At 41.3% G+C, this 13845-nt stretch carries 13 protein-coding genes; 7 read left to right on the top strand and 6 right to left on the bottom strand.

The features are described from left to right. Positions 1–34 precede the first annotated feature (34 nt). From FTU09_RS06400 to FTU09_RS06425, 6 genes are all read left to right on the top strand, one after another. The gene (locus FTU09_RS06400; protein WP_004975408.1) at positions 35–1081 is read left to right on the top strand and encodes a rod shape-determining protein; all 1047 of its coding nucleotides are present in this window, start codon (positions 35–37) and stop codon (positions 1079–1081) included. A gap of 16 nt (positions 1082–1097) precedes the next feature. Beyond that, positions 1098–1955, top strand: a complete 858-nt coding sequence (gene mreC / locus FTU09_RS06405; RefSeq protein ID WP_167846190.1) for a rod shape-determining protein MreC — start codon at positions 1098–1100, stop codon at positions 1953–1955. Beyond that, the gene (gene mreD, locus FTU09_RS06410; RefSeq protein WP_154320436.1) at positions 1942–2448 is read left to right on the top strand and encodes a rod shape-determining protein MreD; all 507 of its coding nucleotides are present in this window, start codon (positions 1942–1944) and stop codon (positions 2446–2448) included. Before mreC ends, mreD begins: the two co-directional genes overlap by 14 nt. Then, the gene (locus FTU09_RS06415) at positions 2436–3002 is read left to right on the top strand and encodes a Maf-like protein (RefSeq protein WP_004975413.1); all 567 of its coding nucleotides are present in this window, start codon (positions 2436–2438) and stop codon (positions 3000–3002) included. The genes mreD and FTU09_RS06415 overlap by 13 nt, the downstream gene beginning before the upstream one ends. Before the next feature lie 39 nt (positions 3003–3041). After that, positions 3042–4496: a ribonuclease G gene (gene rng / locus FTU09_RS06420; protein WP_104852376.1), complete on the top strand. Its 1455-nt coding sequence runs from the start codon at positions 3042–3044 to the stop codon at positions 4494–4496. Positions 4497–4625: 129 nt separating this feature from the next. Then, a complete protein-coding gene (locus tag FTU09_RS06425) occupies positions 4626–4796 on the top strand; it encodes a PA1571 family protein (protein ID WP_004975418.1) in 171 nt (56 codons plus the stop codon). 59 nt (positions 4797–4855) lie between these two features. Here the strand turns inward: FTU09_RS06425 and FTU09_RS06430 are convergent, their stop codons facing one another. Together FTU09_RS06430 and FTU09_RS06435 are read right to left on the bottom strand one after the other, a co-directional pair. Then, positions 4856–6235, bottom strand: a complete 1380-nt coding sequence (locus FTU09_RS06430) for a wax ester/triacylglycerol synthase family O-acyltransferase (RefSeq protein ID WP_096901778.1) — start codon at positions 6233–6235, stop codon at positions 4856–4858. A 178-nt stretch (positions 6236–6413) separates the two neighbouring features. Beyond that, positions 6414–7145 (bottom strand): phosphoadenylyl-sulfate reductase, encoded by a 732-nt coding sequence (locus FTU09_RS06435; RefSeq protein ID WP_131261538.1) that lies wholly within the window; start codon positions 7143–7145, stop codon positions 6414–6416. Between the two features lie 190 nt (positions 7146–7335). Between FTU09_RS06435 and thrH the strand changes: the two genes are divergently transcribed. Next, positions 7336–7953, top strand: a complete 618-nt coding sequence (thrH, locus tag FTU09_RS06440) for a bifunctional phosphoserine phosphatase/homoserine phosphotransferase ThrH (protein WP_131261537.1) — start codon at positions 7336–7338, stop codon at positions 7951–7953. Between the two features lie 73 nt (positions 7954–8026). Here thrH and FTU09_RS06445 read toward each other — a convergent pair whose 3' ends face one another. The 4 genes from FTU09_RS06445 to FTU09_RS06460 all read right to left on the bottom strand — a co-directional run bounded on the left by FTU09_RS06445 (position 8027) and on the right by FTU09_RS06460 (position 13842). After that, entirely contained in the window at positions 8027–9208 is a 1182-nt protein-coding gene (locus FTU09_RS06445; RefSeq protein ID WP_180079839.1) for an OmpP1/FadL family transporter, read from the bottom strand. A 315-nt stretch (positions 9209–9523) separates the two neighbouring features. Further along, positions 9524–10759 (bottom strand): OmpP1/FadL family transporter, encoded by a 1236-nt coding sequence (locus tag FTU09_RS06450; RefSeq protein ID WP_180079841.1) that lies wholly within the window; start codon positions 10757–10759, stop codon positions 9524–9526. 356 nt (positions 10760–11115) lie between these two features. Then, entirely contained in the window at positions 11116–12738 is a 1623-nt protein-coding gene (locus tag FTU09_RS06455; RefSeq protein WP_180079843.1) for an iron ABC transporter permease, read from the bottom strand. Between the two features lie 87 nt (positions 12739–12825). Next, positions 12826–13842 carry an extracellular solute-binding protein gene (locus tag FTU09_RS06460; RefSeq protein ID WP_180006050.1) on the bottom strand — a complete coding sequence of 339 codons (1017 nt, stop codon included), beginning with the start codon at positions 13840–13842 and terminating at the stop codon, positions 12826–12828. Between the last annotated feature and the right edge of the window lie 3 nt (positions 13843–13845).

Below are 13845 nucleotides of genomic sequence, written 5' to 3' on the forward strand. Positions count from 1 at the left end.
TGCGTCCACATAAAGTTTAATCGAGAACGACTCCGTGATTCTAAAACGACTAATTGGCTTGTTTTCGCCAGACCTAGCCATTGATTTAGGTACAGCAAATACACTTATTTATGCGCCAGGACGAGGCATTATATTAAATGAACCGACAGTTGTGGCAATTCGTCACAGCGGTTCACAGAAAATTGTTGCCGCAGTCGGTCTTGATGCCAAACAAATGTTGGGTCGTACCCCTGCAAACATTTCTGCAATTCGCCCAATGAAAGATGGTGTTATCGCTGATTTTGAAGTGACTGAAACCATGCTGAACCAATTTATTGGCAAAGTGCATGAAAAACGTTTATTCCCACCTGCACCGCGTGTAGTGGTGTGTGTACCATGCAAATCTACTTTGGTAGAGCGCCGTGCCATTCGTGAAGCCGTGTTTAATGCGGGCGCACGTGATGTACGTTTAATTGAAGAGCCAATGGCAGCAGCAATTGGTGCAGGTATGCCTGTCGAGCAAGCTTGTGGCTCAATGGTGGTAGATGTTGGTGGTGGCACGACAGAAATCGCGATTATTTCATTACAAGGTTGTGTTTATTCAGATTCATTGCGTATTGGTGGCGATGTGTTTGATGAGCAAATCATTAACTACGTGCGCAAGGCACATGGTTGTGTGATTGGTGAAACCACAGCAGAAACTATTAAGAAAGAAGTTGGCATGGCATTGCCAGATGAAGGTGCTAAACCACTGGAAATTGAAGTGCGTGGTCGTAACTTGGCAGAAGGTGTGCCACGTGCCATTACTGTAACTTCTGATGAAATTACCCAAGCCATTTCTGATCCGTTACAAAGCATTGTATCGGCAGTAAAATCTGCACTGGAACAAACTCCACCAGAACTTTCTTCCGATATTGCAGAGCGTGGAATTGTGCTCACCGGTGGCGGTGCGTTATTGCGTAACCTAGACAAGCTTTTGGCACAAGAAACTGGCTTGCCTGTGGTAGTCGCAGAAGAACCATTAACTTGCGTTACCCGTGGTGGTGGCAAGGTCTTGGAATTCTTTGATAATCCAAACCACGATATGTTATTTGTTGGCTAATACATAGGATTCGGCGGTGCAAACAAATCTGTTTTCCAGACAACCGCCATCTTTTCGCTCTTTTATAATTGCGGTCATTACTTGCTTGGTCATCCTGTTCTTTAACTGGCGTGTCCCGCATGTAATTCAACCTGCACGTGATGTTTTGTATGCGGCATATAATCCAATTTATGCCCTTGCAAGCTATCCTGTATTGTCGCGAGAATGGCTAAGTCAACAAAGTAAGTCTGAGGCTCAATTGCGTCGTGAAAATACCGCGATGCAGGCAGAGCTATTACAGGCTCAAGTCCGTTTGCAAAAATTGTCTGAACTCTCTGCAGAAAATACCCGCCTGCGTGGTCTACTCGATACGCCTCTAATCATTGATGGACGCATGGAAATTGCTGAAGTAATTGGTACCGATGCCGATCCTTTGCGCCACATTATTGTGATTAACCGTGGTTCACAAAATCAGCTCAAAGTCGGGCAAACCGTTTTGGATGATAAAGGCATTATGGGGCAGATCATTGCGGTGTATCCACACAGTAGCCGTGTCATGTTGCTTTCTGACAAAGAACACTCACTTTCAGTGCGTTTGGAACATACAGGCATGCGAGCCATTGTGTCGGGTACGGGCGATTTAGGGCGTTTGAAAATGGAATATGTACCGACCAGTGCCAATATTCAGGTTGGAGAGAAAGTCTATAGCTCAGGCTTGGGCGAGCATTTCCCTGCAGGATATTTGGTTGGAAGCATTGCCAAAATCAGCCGACATAATTCTGGTGAGTTTGCACAAATTGATGTGATGCCTGCAGCACAATTGGCGGGTGGTCATCATGTGGTGGTGCTGTTCTCAGAATCTTTAGCGAAGGAGCAGCCAAATGCCAATCGCTAAAATTGGACAAACCCGACTCGGACAAAACAAGAATAAAGATCCACTATTTCCGATTATTTTTTCTGTAATTGCTGCATCTGTACTCATGGTGTATCCGCTGTCTTATACAGGCTCGGGTTGGCGACCATTGTTTATGTTGATGGTGACCTTGTTTTGGGTGCTTGGGCAACCAACTTGGTGTGGTATTTGGTTTGCCTTTGGTACAGGCTTGTTTGCAGACTTGCTCCTCGATGCACCTTTGGGCATGAATGCCTTGAGTTTTGTGGTGATTACTTTTGTGGCGCGTTTCCTGACTCGTGAGCGCCGTATTATGACGTTTGCGAATTTATGGGTCATTAGTGTAATCGCAATTTTGGCTCACCTCGCCCTGATTTGGGTGATGCAAGTCATGGGTGGGATTCAGTTCCCATTTGCCCGTCATTGGCAACCTTTGCTGAGTAGTATTTTGCTCTGGCCTGTGCTGTATTATTTCTTGCGAAAATGGCGCATTTAATTCTTGCCTCAAGTTCACCGCGCCGTCGGGAACTCCTGCAACAGCTTGGGCTGGAATTTGAAATTTACAGTCCAGACATCGATGAATCTATTTTAGCGGGCGAAGATGTTGCCGCGTATGTTGAGCGGTTGGCATGTGCCAAAGCCGATGCGGTTTTACGGCTATTTCCTGATGCTATTGTGATTGCTGCCGATACCAGTCTAGGCGTAGATGGGCAGATTTTGGGCAAGCCAGAATCCAAAGCACATGCCTTTGCCATTTGGTCACAACTTTCTGGTCGAAAACATGATGTTTTTTCAGGGGTTTGTGTGCGTACAAAACAGAAAAAATCCAGTATAGTGGTACGTACACAGGTTGAATTTCAATCGCTTAGCCTAGATGATATGGAAAGCTACTGGGCAACAGGTGAGCCGATTGGAAAAGCGGGTGCTTATGCGATTCAGGGCATCGCAGCACGTTATATTCCGCGTATTGAGGGCAGTTATAGCAATGTTGTCGGCCTGCCACTCTATGAAACCGTACAGTTATTACAGACAGTTAAGGCACTAAATTAACTGCTGCACAAAAATTTTTATAATGTTTTGAGTTTTATTATGTCTGACGAGTTGTTGATTAACGTCACACCGATGGAGTGTCGGGTGGCGTTAATTCAAAACGGCACGGTCAATGAACTATTCGTTGAGCGTACAGCCAAGCGTGGTTTGGTGGGCAATATTTATAAAGGCAAAGTGGTGCGCGTGCTGCCAGGCATGCAAGCCGCTTTTGTCGATATTGGCTTATCGCGTACTGCTTTTTTACATATCAATGACATGATTTGGCCGCGCAGCCAACCTACACCGAATGTCTTTGAATTATTGCAGCCTGGGCAAATTCTGACCGTGCAAGTGATGAAAGATATGCTCGGTACTAAAGGCGCACGACTGAGCACTGATCTTTCCATTCCTTCGCGTTATTTGGTTCTAATGCCGTATGGCAGTCATATTGGCGTATCACAACGCATTGAATCGAGTGAAGAACGTGAGCGTCTACGCGGGATCATTGAAACCATTCAGGCTGAGCATAAATTACCAGGCTCAGTGATTGTACGCACAGCAGCCGAAGGCGTCGATGAAGCGGCCTTAGTGCAAGATATGTGTTACTTGGCAAAATTGTGGGAATACATTCAGCGTAAACAAAAAAGCATTGCTGTGCCTTCTTTGATTTTTGAAGAGTTGCCGTTACCGCAACGCGTAATTCGTGATTTGGCGAATGATAACACCGCCAAAATTTATGTCGATTCTCGTGAAATTCACGCCAAATTAAAAGAATTTGTGGATGAGTTTGTGCCCAATATGCACAATCGCCTGATTCATTACCCAGGCGAGCGCCCACTGTTCGATTTATACAATGTCGAAGAAGATATTCAAAAAGCGTTGCAAACCCGTGTGGCATTAAAGTCAGGCGGTTATCTGATGATTGATCAGACCGAAGCCATGACCACCATTGATGTGAATACGGGTTCTTATGTCGGTGGTCGGACTTTAGAAGACACTGTTTTTAAAACCAATATGGAAGCGACACAGGTCATTGCCCGCCAGTTACGTTTGCGTAATTTGGGTGGCATCATCATTATCGACTTCATTGATATGCAAGAAGTACAGCATCGTGATGAAGTCTTGAGTCAGTTTGAGCGTATGCTTGAACGAGATCATGCCAAGACCAAAATTACCCAAGTGTCTGAACTGGGCTTGGTCGAGATGACCCGTAAACGCACCCGTGAATCATTAGAACATTTACTTTGTGAAGCCTGTCCAACTTGTCAGGGGCGGGGATATGTCAAAACAGCAGAGTCAGTGTGTTACGAAATTTTTCGAGAAATTTTAAGATATGCACGCGCATTTGAATCACAACGTGGCTTTACTGTCGTTGCACACCCATCGGTGATTGACCGATTGTTAACTGCCGAAGCGCCAGCAGTGGCGGATTTAGAGCACTTTGTCAGCCGTGTGATTAAATTTCAGGTGGAAAATTTATATACGCAAGAGCAATACGATATCATTCTGAGCTGAAATTGTAACAGGATATCGCTAAACAGTTGTTACATCTGAAATTTTACTTTTTTGAGTGAATTCTCAATACTAAGCATACAGAGTAGCCAAAGCCGAACATCTCCCTCGGTTTAGCAAATGAGGTATGTCATGGGTATGAGTAAAGTTGTGATTCAAAAGAGTTTAAAAGTATTAGATCGTAAAGTGACACATAACGGTTATATTGTGGATGAGCAAGGTAAAGAAACTCAAATTACCACTGCAATGGTTAGCGCAGTTTGTCAGCAATTATTAAAACAGTGTCGTACTATTCAAAAATAAGGGGCAGCAATTGCCCCTTAATTGATTCTATTGAATTATTTTTCTGATGGATTGACGTATCAATCCACGATTTTATTGACCCCTTCAGGCGCATCAATAATCTGTTCAAAGCGCTGAATTTCATCTTCTAAGTGTTGCAATAAGTTTTGCATTTTCGGTAAGGCATGACGACAAGCAGTTAAACCAACTTCTAATTTGTCTAAATAGCTGGTCATGGTAATGTTTAAAGCCTGTCCATCTAACACGATTGAAGCAGGGTATAGTGCATCTAGCTTTGCACCATTCCAATACAAAGGTTCACGTGGGCCAGGTACATTGGAAATAACCAAGTTAAAGGCCTGACGTTTTGGCATAATGCCTGACAAAATATTTAAACCAGCAGCGCCGTAAACAAAAGCACTATAGTTCATAATTTGATTGGCATTCATGCGCTTAAAACGCTGCTTGGCATTTTGTACACTGCGGCGCACAATTTTTAAACGCTCAAGCGGATCTTCTTTGTGCGTACCTAAGTTGGCTAAAATCATGGTGATTCGATTGGATACTTCAGAATCGTCATCACGAATAGAGGCAGGCACCATTGCAATAAGAGGTTTTTTAGGTAATGCATATTGGCTGAGTAAGTACTCACGCAATGCGCCTGAGCAAATTGCCAGCACCACATCATTAATAGTTACACCCAAAGCTTTAGCAATACGGTGCAAACGTGCAAACTCAAAAGATTGAGCGGCAAAACGACGTGAGGCGCTCACACGTTGGTTTAAGATGGTGCTTGGTGCTTGGAAGCTAGAAACATAATCGGGGTTACGTCCCATATCTTTGGCAACAGTTTGTGATACTTCATAAACTGCGCGAGGGGTTGCTTCAAACTGACCTTTAACTCCACCAAAAATTTTCTTTAAACGGCTGACTTTCGGTTCTTTCAGGCGTTTAGCACGTGGGCCTTCTACACACCAAGGTGGTACAATTCTTTTTGCATTTTCGTCGTGCGAAAGGGATTTTTCCACCAAACGCATGCCAGCAATACCATCTACCATGGCATGATGAATTTTAAAGAACATCGCAAAACGATTATCTTCAATACCTTCAATAATATGGCAAGTCCAGAGTGGTTTGGCGCGATCAATCAACGAGCTGTGTTCTTGTGAAATATAAGTTAATAATTCACGAATACGGCCTGGCTTTGGCAAGGCAATATGACGGAAGTGATGATCGAGATCGAACTCTTCATCTTCATCCCAAAACAGACCATTGAGCTTATTGTTAAATGGTGCAATAGGCATCGACTTTGAATTGCGAATATCGGCAACCAAGTCTTGAATAAAAGTGGCTGGTGCATGTTCTGGAATTTGGAATAAGAATAATCCACCCACATGCATGGGCTGTTGACGTTTTTCGAGTGATAGGAAAATAAAATCAATAGGGTGTAATGGACGCATATTGTGGATTGCCTCACTGCAATTTCTACGCTTGTTCTTATCTGAACAAGGTTTTTAGAGTTATATAAGATTTAATTCAGTATATCTTTTTTATCAAACAAATATAGTGATTTTTGCGCCATCACAAGTCAATAAAAATCACAGTAAAACTGTGATTTTTATTGTAGTAATAGATGTGTTATTTTAAATTTCCAGCATGTAGACCGCATTCTTTGTGTGTTGCTTCTTCCCACCACCAACGCCCTTCGCGTTCATGTTGGTTCGGAAGAACAGGGCGGGTGCAAGGTTCACAGCCAATTGAAATAAAACCTTTTTCATGCAAACGATTGTATGGAATTTCCATCATGCGAATGTAATTCCACACGTCACTACTTGACCAGTTTGCCAGTGGATTGTATTTGATTAATTGCTTGTTAGGGCCTGAAAATCCTGCATCTGCTTGTACGACAGGAATATCTTGGCGTGTACCTGGACTTTGGTCTTTACGTTGACCTGTAATCCAGCCATCTAGTGTTGCCAGTTTTTTACGTAAAGGTTGAACTTTACGAATCCCACAACATTCTTGATGCCCATCTTCAAAAAAGCTAAATAAGCCTTTTTCTTGAACCAATTGTTGCACTGCTTCAGTTTCAGGAAAGCAAATTTCGATCTCAATATTATAATATTTGCGTACAGTTTCTAAAAATTGATAGGTTTCAGGATGCAAACGTCCTGTATCTAAACTAAATACACGAAATGGCACACCTAAATTGGATGCCATATCAATCAGCACTACATCCTCCGCACCTGAAAATGAAATCGCGACTTCGCCTTGCTGACTTAAGGCAAGTTTTAAAATGTCACTCGGTGATTTATCGGCATATTCAGTCGCGAGTGCATCAACAATGTCTATGGTGGGAATGGTGCGCATAAATCTTCCTGCAGTCGGCTTGAGGGCTAATCTTTGTTCTTTAGCGAATTATTTTAATGGAATTCCTAAAAAGGTCTTATCACTAAAAAATAAATGCTTATGAATGAAATAGATTTAAAAAAGAACAAGGCAAATACCAAATCTTCGGCTATGATAGGGAAAAATTTTTACAGGTATTTTGGGAGAACCCATGGAAATCGTATGTCTTGATCTTGAAGGTGTGTTAGTTCCAGAAATTTGGATTAACTTTGCTAAAAAAACTGGCATTAAAGAACTTGAAGCAACTACACGTGATATTCCTGACTACGATGTGTTGATGACTCAGCGTTTAAATATTCTAAAACAGCATGGCTTGGGTTTGAATGATATTCAAGCGGTGATTGCGGATATGGGGCCATTCCCTGGCGCGAAAGAGTTTGTCGAGTGGGTGAGCACACACTTCCAATTGATTATTCTTTCAGATACGTTCTATGAATTTGCACATCCGTTGATGAAGCAATTGGGTTGGCCAACAATTTTCTGCCACAAGTTAGAATCAGATGAAAATGGCATGATTACCGCTTATAAATTGCGTCAACCAGACCAAAAACGTCAAGCTGTTAAAGCCTTACACGGTTTAAATTTCCGTGTAATTGCTGCAGGTGATTCATATAACGACACCACGATGCTAGGTGAAGCGGATCATGGTTTCTTATTTGATGCACCTGAAAATGTGATTGCAGAATTCCCACAATTCCCTGCAATTAATGGTTATGAAGCATTAAAAGAAGCAATTCGTGGTGCTTCGGTACGTGATATTCCAGCTTAATCTGAAGCTGAGTACAACAAAGGGCATCATTTGATGCCCTTTGTTATTTATTCGGTTTTAACAGTGCATTGATTTAGAAGCGGTAGCCGAATTTTAGACCATAACCCAAAGCATAGTTGTCTTCAAATTCACCAACGTCTGTTGTACCCGTACGTGCAGTGGCATCACCCAACCAAAAATATTTTACGCCAGCTTGAATAAAATAGTTTTCTGCTGGGCTATATTGACCACCTAAGCCAACACTCCAATAACCTTCTGTTGGACCTAAAGTGGTGACAGGGTTACCCGCACCAGAGTCATAACCTACAGAAGCAGAACCAGACCAATGACTATTAAACTTGCGACCCACGCCTACGGTTGCAGACCATTGATCATCTGAATAGTCGATGAGGTTTTGGCGCTGTGCTGTAGGTTTTTGGATAATGGATAAATCCCCTAATAGTGAGGGTTTAACAGCAAATTGATCCCAATGTACCCAGCGAATATTGGCAAAAACTAAAGTATTCGCTGCAATACCTGTTTGAAAATCTATATTTACAGATTGTGGTGTTGTTGCATTTAGTTTTTCTAAGCGTGTTTCTTCAATTCCATTTGGTAAGTGGGGGAGGTAACCCGCAGGAATTTTTATATCCGATGTTTCTACTGAGTTAGCATTGTGCTTAATTTCAGAACGATAGGTAACAGCAGTCTTTAATGCAATTTCTGGAATTTGATAAGCAAAACCAGCAAGCCAACCCCAAGCTTCTTCCTTTTTAACCTCAATGTTGTAACCAGTATTACCATACGCTTGACCACGTAAATTAATATCTGCTTCTACTGTCTGCCAAACTGGTCCAGCGTAGAAATTCCAGTTTTCTGTAGGTTGGTAACCAATTAAAGCGGTAAGATTGTGTGTTTCAACTTCAACTTTTGTGCCTTCAATTCCATTAGTAAACATGCTCTGTTCTAGGCTATACATCGCATCTGCACCAAATGGCTGGTCATATAAAAGACCTAAAGAAATTTGTTCAGTCGCTTGTACTTTAATTGCAGCGGAAGGGAAGTAATAGTCTTCAGCCATATCGCTGACGTTATTTTTTATAAGATCTTTTCCTTTAACTGTTGGATCTAAAATTGAAATACCTGCTTCTGCATAATTGCCTGATTGTAAAAATGCAGCAATAGATTGACCAGAACGGTCTAGACCAGCAGCAAGCGCAGGTGTAAGTGGAAGAGTGCTAAGTAAAATAGCCGAATAAATTTTATTGAGCTTCATGGTCGTTCCCTGATGCTTTATGTAACAAAAAGTGCAGGAAAAGTAACACAATTTTAAAAAGAGTAAATGCTCAGCTTTGCCGAAGAAATGAACTAAAGCGGTTAAGAAAAGGGCTTGCTTAGAGTATTTATACTAGATTTTTATAATTAACTATTTGAAAAATATAAATTTTAAAATATTTAAAATAGTGCAAAAGAACTAAAAAATTATTAATTTTAATTGATGGTAAAATAATCGAATAATATGCAAGTGTATAAAAATAGAATGAGACAATAAAAAACCACCCGAAGGTGGTTTTTTATATGAAATTATAACTTAGAAGCGATAACCCATTTTTAGGCCATAACCCCAAGCATCATTATCTTCAAATTTACCAACGTTATCATTAAGTGCTGTTTTAGCAGTTGCATCTCCAAGCATGAAGTATTTTACACCACCAGCAATAAATGTTGCCGGAGTTGGGCTAAACTGCAGACCTAAACCCACATTCCAATAACCTTCTGTAGGGCCTAATGTTGTAACAGGATCACCTGCACCTGTGTCATAACCTACAGAAACATTACCTGCCCACTGTTCGCTAAATTTACGACCTACACCAGCAGTTGCAGACCATTGGTCCTTAGAATAATCAACTAAATTAATAGCTTCTCCAAGCACGATCTGTGCTGCTTGACCAAAATAATTTGGACGAATTGAAAAATCTTCCCAGTTCACCCAGCGTACATTTAAGAATGCTACTGTATCGGCCATAATACCTGACTGTAGATCTAAGTTTACCGATTGAGGAGTAGTTACATCTGTTTTACCTGGTGTCATTGGAGCAGGAATTACAGTAGTAATATCTTGACCAAACCCTGCTGTTTCAGTTGCTTGTAGTTTATGTTCAATTTCTGAACGATAAGTTGCAGAGGCTTTTAGTGCAATTTCAGGAATTTGGTAAGCTAAACCAGCAATCCAACCTAATGCAGAATCTTCTTTCATACTAGCATCATATGATCCAAAACCTGCAGCACCACCATATGCAAGACCTCTTAAAGAAACATTGCCTTTTACTGTTTGGTAAACTGGGCCAGCATAAATATTCCAGTTTTCATTTGGTTGAAAGCCGAATAAGAAAGTTAAATTTTCAGTTTCAACTTCAACATTTGTGGCTTGATTTGCTACGCCTGCCATCGCTGCTGTGATAGGGGTCGTACCGACTAAACCTACAACTTCATCTGGATTTACTGCAAATATACTACCTGGGCTATAAGCTGCTTCAGCACCAAAAGGTTGATCGTAAATTAATCCAAATGAAAAGTTATCGGTAACTTGAAATTTTAGAGCAGCACTTGGGAAATAATAATCTCCAGCCATATCACCGGTTGAATTACCAGCAGCATCTTGACCAGATACATCAGGATCTAGAACAGAAATACCTGCTTCAAAGTAATTACCTGGTTGTAGGAAGGCTGCAATAGATTGGCCTGAACGATCTAGAGCTGCTGCAAATGCACCCGTCATTGGTACAGTTGCTAAAATCATTGCTGTGCTTAGTGCTTTTAATTTCATTATACATTTCCCTTGGGCTATAAAGTCTTTTATGACAGTTTTTGTTGATGCTTTAAGCTTTCATTTAGGATGATTTCGATTTGTGCAAACCGAGACCATTTGTTACTCCATGTGACAAAAATATCACAATTAAAATAAGAGTAAATGCTCTAGAAAAAACTAATCAGTATAAAAAACACGCTGAATAGAGTATTTGTTCTAATTGGCGTGGGTTTTTGGCTTGTTAGTGATTGAAATTAAATAATAAAATTTAAAAATCAATCTCTTGTTTAAATGTTTTTAATTGGTTAAAAAAAATACTTTTTTATCTAAACTCATTTTGTTGCAAGGCATATTTTGCAACAAAATGGGGTGCATTAACGTGTGGTTTTTCCAAGCTTTGCCAAAAGAATGACAGGAATCAGCCCAACCAATACAATTAGTAAAGCTGCTACTGCGCCATCTTCATAAGTGCCCCTAGACGCTTCTGCATATAGCTGGGTAGCGAGTGTTTCCATATTTAAAGGACGGAGCAACAAAGTGGCAGGTAGCTCTTTCATGCAATCTACAAAAATTAATAAAGCTGCAGAAATAATAGCAGGGCGTAATAATGGTAGGTGTACACGCCACAACAGTGCGAAGTTGTTTTGCCCTAAATTGCGTGCAGCATCATCAAAAACACCATGAATACGGTTATAGCCTGACTCAATGCCGCCCACCGAAATAGCTAAAAAACGCACAGCATAAGCATAAATAAGGGTAAAACTAGTACCGAGAAATAATAAACCTGTGTGTATCCCTAATTTAAACTCTAAAAAATCTGCAACGGCATGATCAATTTTGCCCAAAGCCAACATGAGACCAATGGCTAAAACAGTTCCTGGAATGGCATAGCCTAAGCTAGAAATGCGGCTAAACCAGTTGTGTTTGCTAAAACGTGCCGCACTGACAATAAAGAAACCAATCAAAATGGTGACGATGGTGGCAAGGCTGGCAAGGATTAGTGTGTTGATTGAGGCTTGGATTAGGAAATCTGAAAAGCCTGCATATTGAATGCGTTTGTAAGATTCTACAAGTAAGTGACTGGTGGGAATTAAAAAGCCAATACAAACAGGAATTAAGCCCAAGCCTAATAACACAAGCGCTTTAAGCCCTTTGACCGATTGTGCAGGCATTAAACGGCTGCGTTGAGCCGAGTTCATATAGCGCTGTTTACGTCGTCCTAAACGCTCTACTAACACCAATAAGGTAATAATCATCAACATGAAAATGGCAATTTGTGCAGCACTGGCTAAATCGGACTGATTGGTCCAGGTTGAATAAATCGACAAAGTTAAGGTTTTAATGCCTAAAAATTCTGTTGCACCAATATCATTAATGGTTTCCATTAAAACCAGACTAGTACCCACAGCAATTGCAGGACGTGCCAGTGGAATTGCAACACGTAAAAACACTTGATCGGGTTTTAATCCTAATGTACGTGCAACCTCAATTAAACTGGCCGATTGCATCAGAAACATTGCACGGGTGCTTAAATACACATACGGATACAGCACAAAGCTAAGCAAGAAGATGCCGCCCCAAACGGTACGAATATTAGGAAACCAAAACTGTTGTAATTCTAAATTAAACCCATCCCGCAGGATACTTTGCACAGGGCCAATGGGGTGCAAAATGTCGATATAACTATACGCAATAATATAAGTTGGTACGGCTAAAGGCAGCAGTAAGGCCCAATCTAAAAATGCACGACCTCGGAATTGATACGCCGTTACAATCCATGCGCTGCCTGTACCAATCAGGATGGTGAGAATCCCCACACCCAACAATAAAATCCCTGTTTCTGCCAACGTGTGTGGAATTACATAACGCAGCAGATGCCCCCAAATTTCGCTATCACCTTGTAATGCTGTCCAAATTAAAGCGAGCACAGGTAAACAGGCGAGTAGCGTCAATAACCCACTGAGCGAAAATAAAAAATTAAATTTATTTTTAAGCATTGCAATAGAGGTACTAAATAAGGGGGAGGGATCAGCTAAGCATCTTACAGTGCAAAGCGATGCACTGTAAGACAAAAGCAGAAAATTTTAGCGGTTAAACTGGACTTTATCGACCAATAAGTTGGCGGCTTTACGGTGACGTGCAATATCGCTTAAACGAATTGAATCAATATTCAGTTTGCCAAAACTAGCGATAATCGGGTCAATTTTCACTCCAGGTTTGACAGGGTATTCAAAGCCGTTTTGTGCGTAGATGGCTTGCGCATGATCTGAAGCTAAAAACTCGAGCAACTGTACCGCTTCTTTACGGTTTGGTGCATGTTTAGAAACCACTGCACCCGATACGTTTACATGCGTTCCACCATTTTTAAAGCGTGGTAACACGACATTAATCGCATTGCCCCAGCGCTTTTGTTCCGCATCACCTGTACGCATTGTGCCGACATAATAGGTGTTGGCAACGCCAATATCACAAATTTTACCTAAAATATCACGTGCCACATCACGGTCACCACCGCTGGCTGGACGAGCTAAATTGGCTTTCACACCACGCAACCAAGTTTCGGCTTGTTTTTCACCATGATGGGCAATATAAGCCGCAATCAAAGCAGTGTTATATGGATGGTTGCCTGAGCGAATACAGATTTTATTTTTCCATTTAGGATTGGCTAAATCTTCATAAGTAATCGCATTAAGCGGTGTACGGTCTTTAGAGGCATAGACTGCACGTGCACGCATCGACAAGGCATACCAATGTCCATTGGCTGCACGTAAGTTAGCAGGAATCGCACTATTTAATGTTTTAGAGCTAACTCGCTGGGTTAAGCCACCTTCTACCAAGTCCACTAAATTACCAAAATCTACGGTTAGCATCACATCGGCAGGTGAGCGACGACCTTCTGCTTTTACACGTTCCAATAAACCATCTTTAATAAAAACAGTATTTACTTTTACACCTGTTTTTTGCGTGAATTCAGTCAATAACGTTTGAATTAAAACAGGTTCACGTGTGGTGTATAGGTTAACTTCAGTTGCTTGCGCCACACTTGCACCAAACGCAAGTAGACCTGTAACAACCAGCGATAATTTAGACATTGGTTTCATACG

It is taken from the genome of Acinetobacter sp. YH12058, from assembly GCF_013419805.1.
Classification (GTDB): Bacteria; Pseudomonadota; Gammaproteobacteria; order Pseudomonadales; family Moraxellaceae; genus Acinetobacter; species Acinetobacter towneri.